This window comes from Psychrobacter aestuarii, from assembly GCF_904846035.1.
Classification (GTDB): Bacteria; Pseudomonadota; Gammaproteobacteria; order Pseudomonadales; family Moraxellaceae; genus Psychrobacter; species Psychrobacter aestuarii.
This window is the reverse complement of record NZ_CAJGYT010000001.1, coordinates 1470741-1487516: the sequence shown is the minus strand read 5'-3', so window position 1 is coordinate 1487516 and position 16776 is coordinate 1470741. Positions and strand designations below refer to the sequence as shown.

At 49.8% G+C, this 16776-nt stretch carries 16 protein-coding genes; 12 read left to right on the top strand and 4 right to left on the bottom strand.

The annotated features are described in order from the left end of the window. Positions 1 to 332 precede the first annotated feature (332 nt). The 6 genes from JMW05_RS06210 (at position 333) to JMW05_RS06185 (ending at position 6180) form a co-directional block, all read left to right on the top strand. Complete coding sequence (locus JMW05_RS06210) at positions 333 to 1430, top strand: LysM peptidoglycan-binding domain-containing protein (RefSeq protein ID WP_201505549.1); 1098 nt, start codon at positions 333 to 335, stop codon at positions 1428 to 1430. Between the two features lie 16 nt (positions 1431 to 1446). After that, on the top strand, positions 1447 to 2619 hold the full coding sequence (gene dprA / locus JMW05_RS06205) for a DNA-processing protein DprA (RefSeq protein WP_201504467.1): 1173 nt from the start codon (positions 1447 to 1449) through the stop codon (positions 2617 to 2619). Positions 2620 to 2743: 124 nt separating this feature from the next. Then, positions 2744 to 3394: an L-threonylcarbamoyladenylate synthase gene (locus tag JMW05_RS06200; protein ID WP_201504466.1), complete on the top strand. Its 651-nt coding sequence runs from the start codon at positions 2744 to 2746 to the stop codon at positions 3392 to 3394. A gap of 151 nt (positions 3395 to 3545) precedes the next feature. Next, entirely contained in the window at positions 3546 to 4064 is a 519-nt protein-coding gene (locus JMW05_RS06195; protein ID WP_201504465.1) for a GbsR/MarR family transcriptional regulator, read from the top strand. A 108-nt stretch (positions 4065 to 4172) separates the two neighbouring features. After that, positions 4173 to 5102 carry a TIGR01777 family oxidoreductase gene (locus JMW05_RS06190; RefSeq protein ID WP_201504464.1) on the top strand — a complete coding sequence of 310 codons (930 nt, stop codon included), beginning with the start codon at positions 4173 to 4175 and terminating at the stop codon, positions 5100 to 5102. A 247-nt stretch (positions 5103 to 5349) separates the two neighbouring features. Continuing rightward, complete coding sequence (locus JMW05_RS06185; protein ID WP_201504463.1) at positions 5350 to 6180, top strand: fatty acid desaturase family protein; 831 nt, start codon at positions 5350 to 5352, stop codon at positions 6178 to 6180. Positions 6181 to 6209: 29 nt separating this feature from the next. On the opposite strand, the gene JMW05_RS06180 is transcribed toward JMW05_RS06185, so the two are convergent. Further along, complete coding sequence (locus JMW05_RS06180; protein WP_201504462.1) at positions 6210 to 6392, bottom strand: hypothetical protein; 183 nt, start codon at positions 6390 to 6392, stop codon at positions 6210 to 6212. A 575-nt stretch (positions 6393 to 6967) separates the two neighbouring features. On the opposite strand from JMW05_RS06180, the gene grpE reads away from it, so the two are divergent. Both grpE and dnaK read left to right on the top strand, forming a co-directional pair. Then, a complete protein-coding gene (gene grpE / locus JMW05_RS06175) occupies positions 6968 to 7573 on the top strand; it encodes a nucleotide exchange factor GrpE (protein ID WP_201504461.1) in 606 nt (201 codons plus the stop codon). 242 nt (positions 7574 to 7815) lie between these two features. Further along, positions 7816 to 9762, top strand: coding sequence for a molecular chaperone DnaK (gene dnaK / locus JMW05_RS06170; RefSeq protein ID WP_201504460.1), 1947 nt, complete (start codon positions 7816 to 7818; stop codon positions 9760 to 9762). 121 nt (positions 9763 to 9883) lie between these two features. Here the strand turns inward: dnaK and JMW05_RS06165 are convergent, their stop codons facing one another. Together JMW05_RS06165 and JMW05_RS06160 are read right to left on the bottom strand one after the other, a co-directional pair. Then, a complete protein-coding gene (locus tag JMW05_RS06165; protein ID WP_201504459.1) occupies positions 9884 to 10669 on the bottom strand; it encodes a methyltransferase domain-containing protein in 786 nt (261 codons plus the stop codon). 21 nt (positions 10670 to 10690) lie between these two features. After that, positions 10691 to 11899 carry an 8-amino-7-oxononanoate synthase gene (locus JMW05_RS06160; protein WP_201504458.1) on the bottom strand — a complete coding sequence of 403 codons (1209 nt, stop codon included), beginning with the start codon at positions 11897 to 11899 and terminating at the stop codon, positions 10691 to 10693. Positions 11900 to 12186: 287 nt separating this feature from the next. Here JMW05_RS06160 and JMW05_RS06155 point away from each other — a divergent pair, with 287 nt between their 5' ends. From JMW05_RS06155 to JMW05_RS06140, 4 genes are all read left to right on the top strand, one after another. After that, a complete protein-coding gene (locus tag JMW05_RS06155; RefSeq protein WP_201504457.1) occupies positions 12187 to 12717 on the top strand; it encodes a porin family protein in 531 nt (176 codons plus the stop codon). Positions 12718 to 12923: 206 nt separating this feature from the next. Beyond that, positions 12924 to 13511, top strand: a complete 588-nt coding sequence (locus tag JMW05_RS06150) for a porin family protein (RefSeq protein ID WP_201504456.1) — start codon at positions 12924 to 12926, stop codon at positions 13509 to 13511. A 180-nt stretch (positions 13512 to 13691) separates the two neighbouring features. Beyond that, positions 13692 to 14303, top strand: a complete 612-nt coding sequence (locus tag JMW05_RS06145) for an NfeD family protein (protein ID WP_320158756.1) — start codon at positions 13692 to 13694, stop codon at positions 14301 to 14303. Between the two features lie 98 nt (positions 14304 to 14401). Next, positions 14402 to 15283 carry an SPFH domain-containing protein gene (locus tag JMW05_RS06140; protein WP_406947456.1) on the top strand — a complete coding sequence of 294 codons (882 nt, stop codon included), beginning with the start codon at positions 14402 to 14404 and terminating at the stop codon, positions 15281 to 15283. 40 nt (positions 15284 to 15323) lie between these two features. Here JMW05_RS06140 and hemN read toward each other — a convergent pair whose 3' ends face one another. Continuing rightward, positions 15324 to 16769: an oxygen-independent coproporphyrinogen III oxidase gene (gene hemN, locus JMW05_RS06135; RefSeq protein ID WP_227691548.1), complete on the bottom strand. Its 1446-nt coding sequence runs from the start codon at positions 16767 to 16769 to the stop codon at positions 15324 to 15326. Between the last annotated feature and the right edge of the window lie 7 nt (positions 16770 to 16776).

Below are 16776 nucleotides of genomic sequence, written 5' to 3'. Positions count from 1 at the left end.
CGTTTCACGTGAAACGATGCTTTTTTATGGATAAATGATACGTCCAAGATACCTATCCATTCTTTATACCCCGCTCCAAATAATGCTTCAACGCTGCGTTATAAATTCTATTGGATAAAGAATTAGACGCATCTAAGTGGCTCGACTATATTTTGTAAAAAATCACAGCCATTCATGCAAATTTAAGTTACTCTAATGTAAAAAGTTGTTTAATATTGTGCTATGGTAGCTTTATTTTAGATAGCAACTCGCCCATCCTGCGCCGCTTGTTCGCGTGTGCCTTTTATCTGCCTGCTATCGCTACTGTCTTTTTACTGATGATGGATATGACCATGAAAACAAGCCTAAGCCGTATTGCAAAATCTGTTGCGATGGGCATATTTGGTAGTGCCATGCTGATTTCGGCGGCGCATGCCAATAACCCTGCACCCACCATCAAAGCCGATGCCCCCAACCGCTACATTGTAAAAAAAGGCGATACCTTGTGGGACATCTCAGGGCGCTATTTGGACAGTCCTTGGCGCTGGAAAGAGATTTGGGCGACCAACAAACAAATCAAAAACCCCAATCTGATTTATCCTGGTGACGTGCTGATTTTGTGCGTGATTCAAGGTCAGACGCTGGTCGGCGTGGATACGGGTGAAGGCTGCGCAGGCATTGAAAAACAAGTCTTGGGCACCGCAGCGGTGGCGGCAGTTACCGTCACCTCGACAGCCAACAGCATTCCGCCGATTCCATGGTCAGCCATACAGCACTGGCTGGATAAGACAGTCATTGTCAATCCCAAAGATTTTGACACCACGCCGCACGTGCTGGCGTCAAAAAACCGCAACCTCATCACCGCGCGCGGCGATAAAATCTATGCCAAAGGCGTCCCACTACTGGTCGGTCAGCGCTACGGCATCTACCGTAAAGGCGAGCTGTACGTTGACCCAACCACCCAAAAGACCATCGGTCTAGAGGCCACACAGGTGGCAACAGGTTTGGTGACCTCGGTCGCCAGTAACGGGGTGAGCAGCATTCAGCTGGTAGACAGCTATGACAAAGAAGTGCGCGAAGGCGATCGGGTGTTCGTCGAGCTGGACGACTCGATACCTCCTGTATTTTATCCAACGCCTGCCAATGTCACTCGCGGCGGTCTGATTGTGCGGGTGATGGACTCTATCAGCTCAGCGGCGCGTGGCAGTGTGGTCGCGATTAACTTGGGCAAAATCCAAGGCGCAAAACCAGGGGACGTGTTGACGGTCTATCAAAAAGGGCCATTGGTACGTGACGTGTTTGATAATGACAGCCCTGTACGCTTGCCCGATGAGCCTGCAGGTATGGTGATGGTGTTCAATACCTTTGATAACATCAGCTACGCCTATGTACTGAGCTCAGAGCTGCCTTTAAACGCAGGCGATAAGCTGCTACCACCGCCTTATTTATAATTCATTCATAAACGCCATGTCTCTTGAACTCTCAGAAGCCCAGCGCGCCATTGTGGCGCTGTGGCAGCGCGTGAACACCTCACTCAGTGCGTACCACAAGCTGGTGACGCATTTTGGCAGTGCCCATGCGGCGCTACACGCAAGCAGCCACGCATGGCAGCAGCTGCATATTCATAGTAGCCACGTAAAGCGCCATCAAGAGGCGCACACGTCTGCTTTTATTGACGAGGTACAAGACGCGCTCAATAAAGAGCAGTATCGGCTGCTGTTTATCGACGATGCCGCCTATCCGCGCCAGCTCAAGCAGATATATGACCCGCCGCCCGTGCTGTTTTATAAAGGCAATGTAGAGCGTCTACACCAGCCGCAGCTTGCCATTGTCGGCAGTCGTAAACCAAGCACGCACGCGCAAAAGACCACTTTTGATATGGCGCAGTATTTGGCGCAGGCAGGTTACGTGATTACCAGTGGTCTTGCGGTGGGCGTGGACATTCGCGCGCATCTAGGGGCATTGGCGCAACATGAGCCGCAGTATCAAGGGCGTACCGTCGGCGTCATGGGGACGGGCATCAATGTGTGTTATCCCAGTCATCACGACCGTTTGGTCAAGCAAATCGTCGAGTCGGGTGGGGTGGTCATCAGCGAGCTGTTGCCCAACGCGCCGCCCAATAAGCACACCTTTCCGCGCCGCAATCGTTTGGTGGCGGGACTGGCGCAAGCGACCATCGTTACCGAAGCCGCTTGCAAAAGTGGCTCACTGATTACCGCGCGCCTGAGCAACGAGCAAGGCAAACAAGTCTTTGCCGTGCCCAGCCATATTGATAATGTCAATGCCGAGGGCTGCCACCATCTGATACGTGAAGGTGCGACACTCATTTATCATCCGCAGCACATCATTGAGGACCTGCAAACGCAATATCATCCGCCGCAAGCAGTCACGCGCCAAGCTGCAGTACCCACCGCTGTGGTAGCCACGACCACACCACCAGCAGTTGCTTTGCCTACCACAGATACCCATGTGCCTGAGCATCTGACAGCGTTGTATGCGCATATTGATTGGCACGGTCAAGATTTGGATGCACTGGTTGTCGCGACCGAGCTTGCGCCGCCGACATTGATTGGGCTGTTGATGGAGCTTGAGCTGCTCGGTATGATTCAGACTCAAGGCGGGCGCTACAGTCGCGTATAGTCTTGCGCTTCTGGTCGCAACTTGTCTGCTGTCATTACAAGCCTGTGCTCAAACAATGCTACACTAGCGGGTAGCAAATGGTTCAACGACCCAAGTGGGTCTTTTCAGGGTTGAGATGAGTATCATGCACAAGGCACAGTTATCTGAGGACGCAGCGTCCGTCATCCATGAGGTATCAACAGCCGCCACGTGGCTACGGGCAGGGCATCTGCTCGCCTATCCCACCGAAAGCGTGTGGGGCATCGGCTGCGACCCTTTTAATGAGGACGCTGTTGAGACCGTTCTTGCCATCAAAGCCCGCCCAAAGGCCAAAGGCATGATACTGGTCACCGATGATATCGAGCGTATCGCGCCACTACTGGCTGGCTTGACGCCTGAGCAGCGTGCCAGCATCAGCAGCAGCTGGCAACCACAACAAGGCGCAGCCCAGCGCCAAGCCAATACTTGGCTGCTACCCATCACCGATACGCTGCCTGTAGGCATTCCTGCATGGGTCACAGGCGCGCACGACAGTGTGGCAGTACGTGTGACTGATCACCCGCTGGTCAAGTCGCTGTGTGCGGCACTGGTCAGTGAGCACAACCCTTACGGCTTTTTGGTCTCTACTAGCTGCAATCCCGCGACCTTGCCACCTGCCAAGACCTTAGCTGAGGCGCGCGCCTATTTTGCGCACAGTGACTACGCGCCGCAAGTACGCTACCTACAAGGCGACACCTTAGGTTACGAGTTACCAAGCCAAATCCGTGATGCAGTCACAGGCGCGGTGATTCGTTAGCAGCCCATTGTCTTGTTCATCCATCAAGTTATGATTGTCAAAGCCGTCAGCCACCGCACGGCACTTTTTATTTTAATAATTTCTGTATTGACAGAAATAAAAGAATACGGCAAGCTAATAATGACTTGCTAATCACCAACAGGATGACATCATGAAACTTAGCCCCATCACCGAACAGTTTATTTTGCATTGGGGCGAGATGGGCTCGCGCTGGGGCGTCAATCGCACCATGTCGCAGATTCATGCCTTGCTATACATTACAGGCAAGCCACTGCACGCCGAAGAGATTGTCGAGACACTCGGGGTGGCGCGCTCCAACGTATCGACCAGTATCAAAGAGCTGCAGCACTGGGGCTTGGTGCAAAAAGTCTCCATTTTAGGCGACCGCCGCGACCACTTTACCACCGAGCTTGATGTCTGGACGCTGGCACGCACCATCGTCATGGAGCGCCAACGCCGCGAGCTTGCGCCTACGGTGACCTTTTTACAGCAGCTCGTGGATGCACCTGACTTTGCCAAAGAGCGCCCCGAGGTGCGCGCGCGCATCAAAGATACCCTCGTATTTATTGACACCATTACCACATGGTCAACTGAGATGCTCAAATTGCCAACAGCCATTTTAAAAAAGGTACTAAAAACGGGTAAAAATATCCGCAAACTGCTGCGCTAAACACATACACAGAACGCCGCGCTAAGAACAAAACAAACACAGTACCTAGCGTCAAACCCTGTAAAAATAAAAGAAAATAAGCATTAAAATCGATAAAGGAGCAGGACAATGAAGGTACTTATCAGTGGCGGTTCGGGATTTTTAGGGACAGCACTCAGCAAACAGCTGCTCGCCTATTATCAAACAAAAGACCAGCCAATAGACATCACGTGGCTGACGCGAAACACCCAGCAAGCGCATCTACATGACGTACAGCTGATGTCCTACGATACGCTCAAAGACACTGATGCCGCGTTTGATGTGATTATCAATCTTGCGGGCGCAGGCATTGCTGACAAGCGCTGGAGCGATGAGCGCAAACAGCAGCTGATGGACAGCCGTATCAAGCCCACCCAAGCGCTGTTGGACTTTATTGCGCGCAGCAGTCACAAACCAACCTGCCTCATTAGCGGCTCAGCCATTGGCTGGTATGGTACGCAAGGGGACACACCCTTGACTGAGGACAGCAGCTTTGAAGAGGATTTTGCCCACCGTTTGTGCGCGGCGTGGGAGCAGCTGGCGACAAAGGCAACAGAGCTTGGCGTCCCCGTGGCGCTCATACGTACTGGTGTGGTCATCCACCCAAGTGGCGGTATGCTCGGCAAGCTCCTACCGCCGTTTAAACTTGGACTGGGCGGGCAGCTCGGAGACGGCACACAAATCATGAGCTGGATTAGCCGTGAGGATTGGGTCGCCGCCTTGATATTCGTGCTGGAGCAGCAACTGGCACAGACCGCTGATGCTAAGCCGCACGCGCAGATTTATAACTTTACCGCACCGAACCCGATCAGCAATGCGGTATTTACCAAAGCAGTGGGGCACTGGCTGCATCGTCCGACTGTCTTTACCTTGCCGCGCTCACTGTTGCAGCTGATGTTCGGTGAAATGGCAACCTTGCTGGTCGATGGGCAAAAGGTGTTGCCCAAGGCATTAGAGGACAGTGGCTACAGCTTTTTGCAGCCAACCATCGCAGAAGCCCTGCGTGAACAAAGCGACTAATAAGCGGGCACGGATAAGGTAAGGTTTATAATACGACAGCAGTTTTAAGCGCGCGGCGTCCCAGTAGCGCCGCGTATATTTAAGCCTCAACAATCAAAGTCTCAACAGCCAAAACCTCAGTAACCCAAGCGACTCAGTATCAAGCATTATGTTAGGACGGATTTATCACAATAATTTGGCATTTCTATCATCTGTTATTTCTGTATTTACAGAAATTATGGAATAAAAATAAATCAAGGAGAACACTATGCGTCATCCTTCATTATCCCGTATTGTTTGGCAAGATTTGTGTCAGCAAAGCCCACTTGAGGTGGCGTACAATCTGATATTGCCGTTTCCGTTTTTCTTGTTCTCATGGTGGTGCGCCCATCAAGGCTGGTGGCTGCCCGCGCTCGTAGGCTCGTTTTTGTTTTTTACCGCCGCCTTGCGCCAAGCGCATGATGCCTATCACAACACCTTAGGCGTAGGGCGAGTGCTTAATAATCTCATGCTGTATGTGCTGAGCAGTACCATGCTGTGCAGCACGCACGCGATACGAAAGACGCACCTCAATCACCACCGCGACCCACTGGGCGCAAGCGATGTCGAGGGCAACTGGGCGCGCTTGCCGTGGTATCAGGCGATTATCGGTGGCGGGATTTTTTCGCTACGTATCCAGTGGTATGGATTGACGCATGGCAGCAGACGCACGCGCTTGCAAGTGGCGCTAGATATGCTGATTACTATCAGTATTTTTGCCAGCGCGCTGCTGTGGTCACCGACGGTTTTGGTGTATCACGTGCTGGTGATGCTGCTTGCCAATACCTTGGTGGGATTTTTTGCGGTCTGGAGCGTGCATCATGATTGCGATGAGGAAGTATATGCGCGCAGCGAGCGCCGACTGCTTGCCAACCTCTTTACTTTTAATTTGTTGTATCACATGGAGCACCATCTTTTTCCTGCGGTGTCGACCCAGCATTTGCCCCAGCTTGCCAAGCGTATAGAGGTCACCGCGCCCGATTGGCTAGCGCAGCCCGTATTGCCAGTGCCAGCCGCCTTGTTATCACTTTCCTCAGGCACAAAAAAACCACTCAAATGAGTGGTTTTCGTCAGCAGGGGCGTGCCCAATCACAATCCAGCGATGGACTTAAACGCCGCTTCGTCATAATCTTCGCCATGCGTGACCACAATCGTGCCTTTGTCTGCATTGATATTGATCCACTTTACCCCTTGGACATTGCCGCCTTCTTGGGTGATTTTTTCTGCGGTCTTGTTGTCTGTTACGGTGAGTTCATAACTGGTCTGTGGCATAACTGCCTCCTATCTGCATTATTGGATAATTTACTGTTTGATAACCACAAAAACATTCGGTGACTCGTGTGCCGACAACCACAAAACGACATAAGCGCACACGATTGATCGATACTGTCGTTCACTGTGTCATGCGTCAGGTCAGTATCAATACTCTACAACCAACATTAACAAAACCTAAAAGACAGTGATAGACAGCTTATCTGTAAATCAGTCACTTTGTCCTGTTTTTTACATTAAAATCAAAAGAATAATAAACAACACCGACAATCGAAAGACGACTATTGACCGTATTTTTATAAAACCTGCCGTATTTTTTTGCCAACAAAAACACAATGCCGCTAAGGGTTTATGCTTGATTGGCAAGTGATGTGTGGTTTTGCGGTAAATTTTCTGGGGCTTGGGGCTTGAAATTTTGCGACGTTACCTTTATCAAACAGCTACCCCGCCTGATTCACCAATTATCAACGGACAGGTGCACGCTATTTGATGAAGATGCTACATAGCGCAGGTCACCAGATGTGACCTGATTTGTTGAGTGTCCATCGTTATTATAAAGAATCTAAGGAGCTACCATGAGTGAACAAACCCCGAACCACGAGTTTGATACCCAAGACCACCAGCCAGCCCACAGCAACGTCGAGCGTGACAGCAGCGTCTTAGAAGAAACGATTGATGAGTTTGACCCAAAAGCCAACAACGGCGAGCACGAAACCATCAAAAATGACGTCGACTTGCAAGCGTTTGAAGCGCGTATCGCTGAACTAGAAGGCGAAGTCAAACAAGCCAAAGAGCACACCGCCCGCGCCAACGCCGAAGCCTACAACGCACAAAAGCGTATGGAGCAAGAAGCGGACAAAAGCAAAAAATTTGCGCTGCAAAAATTTGCCAAAGAGCTGCTAGAAGTGGTCGATAACCTAGAGCGTGCTATCGACAGCGCAGACGGCGAAGATGCGGTCACAGAAGGCGTGCGCCTGACGCACAAAGCCCTGCTCAACGTGCTTAGCAAAAATGGCATCGACGTGGTTGACCCAAAAGGGGAGACGTTCAACGCAGATTTGCATGAAGCGGTCGGTATTGACCCCAACGCAGAAGCCAATGTGGTAGGCACCGTCCTACAAAAGGGATATAGCCTAAACGGTCGCCTGCTGCGTCCTGCCCTTGTACAGGTCGGTCAGTAAGGGTGACGCGTTAATCCTTAGAAAAACTAAGGATATTCACAAATATTCACACAAAAGCGAATTTTTGCAGGGGTGTTGCCTTGAAAAAACACCCCATGAAACCGATATAAAGCAACAAGTGACCGCACACGGTCAAAGATGCCAAGACAATCGCACCCCCACCGTCATTCGTTGATGGTAGTCGGTAGCGAACGGCACTATATATAAACATTAACGATAATAGTTGTTAGGAGTAATTGATTATGGGTAAAGTGATTGGTATTGACCTTGGTACTACCAACTCATGCGTTGCTGTGATGGAAGGCGATAAAGTCAAAGTCATCGAAAACGCTGAAGGCGCACGTACCACACCATCAATCGTGGCCTACAAAGACGACGAAACCCTAGTGGGTCAGTCAGCAAAGCGTCAAGCGGTAACCAACCCGAACAATACCCTATTTGCCATCAAACGTCTGATTGGTCGCCGTTTTGATGACAAAGTGGTACAAAAAGACATCGGCATGGTGCCCTACAAAATCGCTAAAGCCGACAACGGCGATGCGTGGGTTGAAGTCAACGGTAAAAAACTTGCGCCACCACAGGTCTCTGCAGAAATCTTGAAAAAGATGAAAAAGACCGCTGAAGACTACCTTGGCGAAACCGTTACCGAAGCGGTCATTACCGTACCTGCGTACTTTAACGACTCACAGCGTCAAGCGACCAAAGATGCGGGTAAAATCGCCGGTCTAGACGTAAAACGTATCATCAACGAACCGACCGCTGCTGCCCTTGCCTACGGCATGGACAAAAAGCAAGGCGACCGTACTATCGCGGTATATGACTTGGGTGGTGGTACTTTTGACGTATCAATCATTGAGATTGCAGACGTTGACGGCGAGCAGCAGTTCGAAGTACTCGCAACCAACGGCGACACGTTCCTAGGCGGCGAAGACTTTGACTCAGCATTGATTGATTACTTGGTCAACGAGTTCAAAAAAGAGCAAGACGTTAACCTAAAAGGTGACTCGCTTGCCATGCAGCGTCTAAAAGAAGCCGCTGAAAAAGCAAAAATCGAACTATCAAGCGCACAAAGCACTGAAGTGAACCTACCTTACATCACTGCAGACAGCAGTGGTCCTAAGCACTTGGTCATCACCATCAGCCGCTCAAAGCTTGAAAGCCTGACTGAAGAGTTGGTACAGCGCACGGTTGAGCCTTGCAAAATTGCCTTGCAAGACGCAGGTCTAAGCCCAAGCGAAATCGATGACGTTATCTTGGTCGGTGGTCAGACGCGTATGCCACTGGTGCAAAAGAAAGTACAAGACATTTTTGGCAAAGAGCCACGTAAAGACGTGAACCCTGACGAAGCGGTCGCCGCTGGTGCAGCGATTCAAGGCGCAGTATTGTCTGGCGACAAAACTGACGTACTACTGCTTGACGTGACCCCATTGACCCTAGGTATCGAAACCATGGGCGGTGTACTGACGCCAATCATTGAGAAAAACACCATGATTCCTACCAAGAAATCACAGGTATTCTCAACCGCTGAAGACAACCAGCCTGCGGTAACTATCAAGGTCTACCAAGGCGAGCGTAAGATGGCGAGCCAAAACAAACTGCTTGGCAACTTTGACTTGACCGACATTCCACCAGCACCACGTGGCATGCCACAAATCGAAGTGACCTTTGACATCAACGCTGATGGCATCATGAACATCTCAGCGACAGACAAAGGTACAGGCAAAGCGCAAAGTATCCAGATCAAAGCAGACTCAGGCTTGTCAGATGACGAAATCGAGCAAATGGTACGTGACGCTGAAGCCAACGCAGCAGAAGATGAGAAGTTTGCAAATCTTGCGCAAGCGCGCAACGAAGCAGACGGTCGTATCCACGCGGTACAAAAAGCGCTTAAAGACGCAGGCGACAAAGTCACTGACGACGAAAAGCAAAGCGTTGAGACTGCGATTAGCGAGCTAGAAACGGCAACGAAAGAAGACGATTCTGACGACATCAAAGCCAAGCTAGAAGCACTAGACAATGCCTTCTTGCCAATCAGCCAAAAAATCTACGCCGACTCAGGCGCAGGCGCTGACGGCGTTGATCCAAGCCAGTTCCAACAAGGCGCGGACGCAGCAGGCAACAACAATGCCCAAGCTGATGACGACGTGGTCGATGCTGAATTTACCGAAGTCAATGACGACAAAAAATAAGTCTTAGCACTTATTATGTCAGACAAAAAACGCACCTTTCGGGGTGCGTTTTTTTATGCGCAGTATTTGCAAACCAATCATCTAAAAGTGCTGATTTAAAACCGCGTAGACAATAAAAAAACTAAGCCTTATTCGCGCTCACAGTCAGTATCTCATAAGTGAGTGGCACGTAAGGCGCGTTGTCCGCGCCGACTTGCCCAAACGTTGCCCAGTAGTCTTGGGTAAACGTGGCAAGACGCGCCTTATTCCATACAAAAGGCGTATCAAGGGTATTGGTCGACACACCTGTCAGCTTCATATGTTTGAGCACCGCATAAGGACTGGCAAACGGCACCTCAAAGCGCTCGGTTTGTATTTTAATATCGGTCAATCCTGCGCTACGTAGCACCGACTCCCATTCTAAAAGGCTTGGATAATGCAGTCCTTGATTAAGCAAGGTTTTTATTTGCATAAAATTATTGGGCGTAAAGGTGCTAAACAGCAGCTGCCCGCCGATATTCAATCGCGCCGCCGACTGCGTAACAAATGATAACGGCTGGTCAAACCACTGAATGGCATTGGCACTGATGATAAGGTCGTAAGCAGTACCCAAATCTATCGTCTCCGCATCACCGATGTGCAAGACTGCGTGCGGCAAAAGCGCCTGTAATGATGGGCGTGAGGCATCATTCAGCTCATTGATATGCCACGCTGTCGCTGTCAGATGCGCCGCTAGCAGGCGCGTGAGCTGCCCGCTACCCGCGCCCACTTCAAGCAGGCGCGCAGGGGTACGGCTCTGTATCTGAGCCAGTAGCCGCTGGCAGACATGCTGCTGAATGTGTGCGTGCTGCTCATAGCTTGTGGCATGAGCAAAGTGCTGCGCAATACGCTGTTTACGCGCACTCATTGAAGCAGGGGCTGGGCACATAGGTGGAGTCCTTACAAAGCGTTATAACTGACTGATAAGGTGTTGGCAGTCGTCCATACTGACGCAGGCATTCATCACCAAGCGAATGCGTGCGCTGTGCTTGGGCACAGTCGGTGGTCGGATGGGCAGCGCGTAAAAGCCTGCTGCTTGCAGCGCTTTGGCTTTGGCGACCGTCGCTGCATTGTCGCCAAGCACGTAGGCGATAATCGGCGATTGATAATGCTGCGGTGCTGGCTGGCTGACTTGATGCGCAGGCGGAATAGCTTGGCTCAATCGTTGGCTGATGTCTGCCAAGTGCGCGCGCTTGTGCTGCAACTGCGGCATTTTGGCTAAAATAAAGCGCGTCCATGCATGGTTAATTGGCGGTAGTGCGGTGCTAAAAATCAGCGGACGCATCTGATTGATCAGCCATGCTTTGATGTCTTTTGTACAAAACAGATAAGCGCCCACTGAGGCAAATGCCTTACCAAAAGTGCCTACCAAATAATCAATCTCGGCTAAAGTCTGCGTCTCTTCTGCCAAGCCAAGCCCTGTTTCACCCAACACACCAACAGCATGTGCTTCGTCCACGTACAGCTCAATACGGCTGTCGCTGCGCTTCAGTGCCACCAATGCTGCTAGGTCAGCGCGGTCTCCATCCATACTAAAAATACTCTCAGTCACGATGATGATGCGCTCAATCTCTGCCCCTGCTTGCGCGATAAGCTCAGCCAAATGCGCCGCATCATTGTGCCGATAGCGGCGGTAATGGCAGGCGCGGTTTTGGCACAGACGAATACCATCAATGATACTGGCATGCACCAATTTGTCCGCCAAAATCAGCGTTGGGACAGGCAGCGCGGTCAAAGCAGGCAGGATACCAATATTGGCATGATAGCCGCTATTAAACACCAGCGCCGACTTGGTATCGGTCGCGGCGCGCTCATACCAAGCAGCAAGATCCGACTCTAGCGCCATCAGCTCGTTATCATTGCCTGTCAACAGCCGTGATGAGGTGGCGCTCATTTTAGGCAGACTGTCCGCTTGATGCAACTGATCAAAGAACGTCCGCTGTAGCGCGCTGTCCATACCCAACCCCAAATAGTCATTGCTGGCAATATTGAGCAGGGGTCGCCCATCGACGATGACGTGTCGCCCTTGATGATGCAGCATGGGCAACGTGCGGTATTGGTCTTGTTGTTGTAGCGCACTTAGCGCCGCGTGCAGCTTTTGCTGGTTGCTATTTTGCATAACAGGCATTCCTTTCACTCAAAATTGCGTGCAGAGGGGAGAGTATATTTACAATGATTGAGGAAGTATTGCACGAAACCGCCACTTGTAACAAAAGGTTTCATATCTCTACCTTTGTAACGCTGCCACTGATGAATCCTTGCAAAACTTAACTCGCATACCATCAAACGCTGACAGTGTTTCTGACACGATTTGTTACTATGTACTCATCGTTAGCAGGCAAGACGATAGGAAGATACTTCATACAAAACTACTTGCCTGTCCAAATTGATTTTAAGGAGATGACGATGAAAACGCTACAAAAAACATTACTTGCCCTAACTGCTGGTTCATTGATGACTGTAGGTGCACAAGCGGCCGTCTCTTATGGTAACGGCTACACTGGTCAGCCATACGTCGGCGCAAAAGTAGGTCAGTTCGATGTAGACGTAGACGGCGCAGATGACCCAACCGCATATGGTGTGGTTGCAGGCTACAACTTTGATCCAAACTTTGGTATGGAAGCTGAATACGTCGGCTCAGACGACGCAGACTTCCGTGGCGGCGATATCGATGCTAAGACCTACGGTGCTTACGGTACTTATCGCTACGCACTACCAAACACAGGCATCTATGCCAAAGGTAAACTTGGTGTTGCGAAAACTGAAGTTGAGGGTACCACTGCATTGAACTCACGCTATGAGTCAGACGATACCAGCCTAGCAGGCGGTGTGGGCCTTGGTTACAACGTGAATCCTAACTTCGGTGTTGAAGCGGAATATGACATGTTGGGTAACGATAAAGACCTAATGACTATCGGTGCCAACCTAAAGTTCTAAGACTAATGCTATAAACATATAGCAATAAGTCCATCAAAAAACGATCACATTATGTGGTCGTTTTTTTTTGCCTTTTACTTTTTATGAAAAATAGTTGTGTACTTTTGTGTATATCTCGTTATAATACTGCGCTTATTGGTGGTTGGTAATGCTGATGGTCTTATGACCTAGCATGGTTCTTGTGTTTTATGTGTTAAGGAATAGTTATGAAACTTTTGAATAAAGCTTTAGTTAGCCTGCTGTTAGGTTCAGTAATGACCATGAGCGCACAAGCTGCGGTCTCTTATACCAATGGTCAAGCGTATGTTGGTGCTAAAGTTGGTCAGTATATGCCTGATGGCGATGTGTCTGATGATATTGAAGATGCTACTTCTTATGGGTTTTATACAGGTTATCAGTTCACGCCTACTTTAGGTGTTGAAGCTGAGTACCTCACTACGACTACAGAAGAAGTATTTAACGACACTTTTGAAAAGTCAGAATACAGTGCTGATGTATATGGCTTATATGGCACACTTAATTATGTATTTCCAAACACTGGTTTGTATGCTAAAGGCCGTCTAGGTATAGCGAAAAACGAGGCAGAAGCAGAATATACAGACAAAATTGTAGGAATCAGTGATAAGCAGACCTATTCAGACTCTGGTATTGCTGGTGGTTTGGGTTTGGGTTATAGCGTCACTCCAATGGCATCTGTAGAAGCAATGTACAATATTTATCCTTCTATTGATATTGGTGACGGTGATGAATTAGACGCAACTGGCATCACTTTGGGCGCGCACGTAAAATTCTAAGCCTATAGCTATCTAGCTAAAGCGAAGATAAAAAAACGATCATATCATGTGGTCGTTTTTTTTGCTTATAAAATCTGGCCGCCAACATACAATAAACACACGGTATTCGTGAAGCGCTTTGAACGGCTATAAATAAAATATGCTATATTAAATCAATAGCTTATCAAAAGGCGGGCACTTATGGACTTGCTTTATATGATCGAACCGTGGCATTGGCTGGTACTTGGCTTTTTACTGATGATTGCTGAGATATTTATACCGACGTTTGCCAGCCTTTGGTTTGGCGCGGCGGCAGTCATTGTCGCAGCACTATCATGGCTGCTACCCATCTCTTTACTTGTTCAAGTAATCCTCTGGCTGGTGCTTTCGATTGTATTTATGTTTGCTTGGGTAAAGTACGCCAAGCCCTTGTCTATAAATCGCCGCAAGACAATATCAGGCGATAGTGAAATCATCGGTGAGACAGGGATGATTGTGGTCAAGCCGACAGCAGCGCATTCGGGTCGTGTACGTTTTAGCGTGCCTATCTTTGGCGATGATGAATGGCTTTGCCGTATTGACGAGGGCGTGGTCGAGGTGGGTGATCGGGTCGTGGTGACGGGTATCAGCGGTAACGAGCTGAGCGTAGCAGCAACCAAACAAGCGCCATTGACCAAACAGCTGACTGCCTCGGCGATGGCAAGCGCCTCTGATATGACCCCGAATATACCCAAAGCCAGTACGAGCAAACTGCATTTGGAAAAGCCCAGCCTAGACAGTGTACGTCTTAACAAGAAATTTACGGATAAGTAATGTCAAATTCTAACAACCAATGGCGGTTTTCAAGATAGTATCCCTTTGAGACGACTGCCTTGCCGTGATGTTAATCGTCATGGCATAAGGAGAGCGTTATGAGTAGTATATTAGAGAGTCTGAGCGGCGGCAGTATCGTGCTATTGGTGCTAGTGGCTTTGGTCGCCTTTACGGTATTTAAAAGTGTGCGTATTGTACCGCAAGGGTACAAATGGATTGTCCAGCGCCTTGGTAAATACAATCAGACTTTAGAACCTGGCTTGACCCTGATCATTCCTTTTATCGATAGAATTGCCTATAAAGTGACGACCAAAGACATCGTGCTGGACATTCCGTCGCAAGAAGTCATTACCCGTGATAACGTGGTCATCATTGCCAATGCCGTCGCTTATATTAATATCATGCGTCCCGATAAGGCGGTATACGGTATCGAGGATTACGCGCACGGTATTCGCAACTTGGTACAGACCTCTTTACGCTCGATTATCGGTGAGATGGATTTGGACGATGCACTCTCAAGCCGCGACCAAATCAAAGCGCTACTTAAACATGCCATCTCAGAAGATATTGCCGATTGGGGCATCACGCTAAAAACGGTCGAAATCCAAGACATTAACCCGTCTGACACCATGCAAATGGCGATGGAAGAGCAGGCGGCAGCAGAGCGTCAACGCCGAGCGATTGTCACGCGTGCTGATGGTCAAAAACAAGCGGCAATCTTGGAAGCTGACGGTCGCTTAGAAGCCTCACGCCGTGATGCCGAAGCGCAAGTGGTGTTGGCAAAAGGTTCAGAAGAGTCGATTCGCCTCATCAGTAGCGCCATGGGTGAAGAAGAAATGCCGATTATCTACTTGCTCGGTGAGCAGTACATCAAAGCCATCCGCGAGCTGGCAGAATCGGACAATGCCAAAACCGTGGTCATCCCCGCCGATATTTTGAGCACCGTCAAAGGCATGGTCGGTGATAAGTTTAAAGGCTAAATAGTAAGTAGAAAAAAAGACCCGCTATGGGTCTTTTTTATTAAATGGCTTTAGAAAAACGCTCAGGGTATTTTTGCTGCATATAGGTATCAAACACCATAGCGATATTGCGCGCCAGCAGGCGACCTTTGGGTAAAATGCGAATACCCGCCGCGTCCATATCCACGAGCTTGTCGCGCTGCATCGCGCCGAGCTGCTGGATTTCATCCAAAAAGAACGTCACCGCATCAATCCCAAATTTTTGATTCACGTCTTTAAAATCAATATAGTCGTGACACAATAGATTCATAATCACGTATTCGCGCAGACGGTCTTTAATCGAGGTCTTAATCGCTTTAACAGCGGGCATCCGCGCGCCTGATAGCGCATCAATACGCTGCTGATAGTCTTGTAAATCGGTCGCGTTTTGCAAAATATAGCGATTGCGGGCGGTGCTGATTTGGCTGATTGCCGAGACACCAAAACCAATCAAATCACAATCGCCCATCAAGGTATAGCCCTGAAAGTTGCGGTGCAGTTTGCCCGCACGCTGCGCGACCGCTAAGCTGTCATCAGGCTTGGCAAAATGGTCGATACCAATATATTGATAGCCCGCCGCGCCAAGCTGGTCAATGGTGTTGCCAAGGATGGTGAGCTTGTCGCTGGGGCTCGGTAGGTCGGCATCCTTGATTTGCTTTTGCGCTTTAAAACGCTCAGGCAAGTGCGCGTAGTTAAATACCGATAAGCGGTCGGGCGCCATCTCGATAATACGCGCAATCGTCCGCTGCATTGAGGCGGGCGTTTGCTTGGGCAAGCCATAAATCAGGTCAATATTGATAGAGCGAAAGCCTAAGTTGCGTGCTTCTTGAATAATACTTTCGATTTGCTCGGCATCGTGCACGCGATTGACCGCGATTTGTACCTCATCCGCGAGGTCTTGCACGCCAAGGCTGATGCGGTTAAAGCCCAAACGGCGCAAAGTCGCTAAGGTCTGCGCGCCCAGCTCACGCGGGTCAATCTCGATAGAATAATCGCCTTCATGGTCATCAACAAATTCAAACTGCGTCTGTAAATACTCCCACAGCGTGACCATTTCATCATCGCTTAAAAACGTCGGGGTGCCGCCGCCCAAATGCAGCTGCTTGACCACAGGTTTGTCCGCACCGTTTGGCGCTTTTAGCAGGCGTCGTTTGTATTCAATTTCTTTGAGCAGGTAGTTAAGATAGTCGCCTGAGTCACTGTTCTTCTTAGTGATGATTTTATTACACGCGCAGTAGTAGCACAGGTGGCGACAAAACGGGATATGAAAATATAGCGACAGCGGCGTGTGTGCTTCGCGCTGCTGCAAGATGTCCGCCTCGAGCGTGTCCTCAATCGGCGCAAGCTCTAGCGCGGTGGGGTAAGAGGTATAGCGCGGCGCGGCGGTATTGTAGGTCTGGATAAGCTCGGCATCGAAGCGCAGCGGCGGCATAGCGGTGCTGCGCGCTTTGGCATAAGGGTTGGGCATCTCCGCG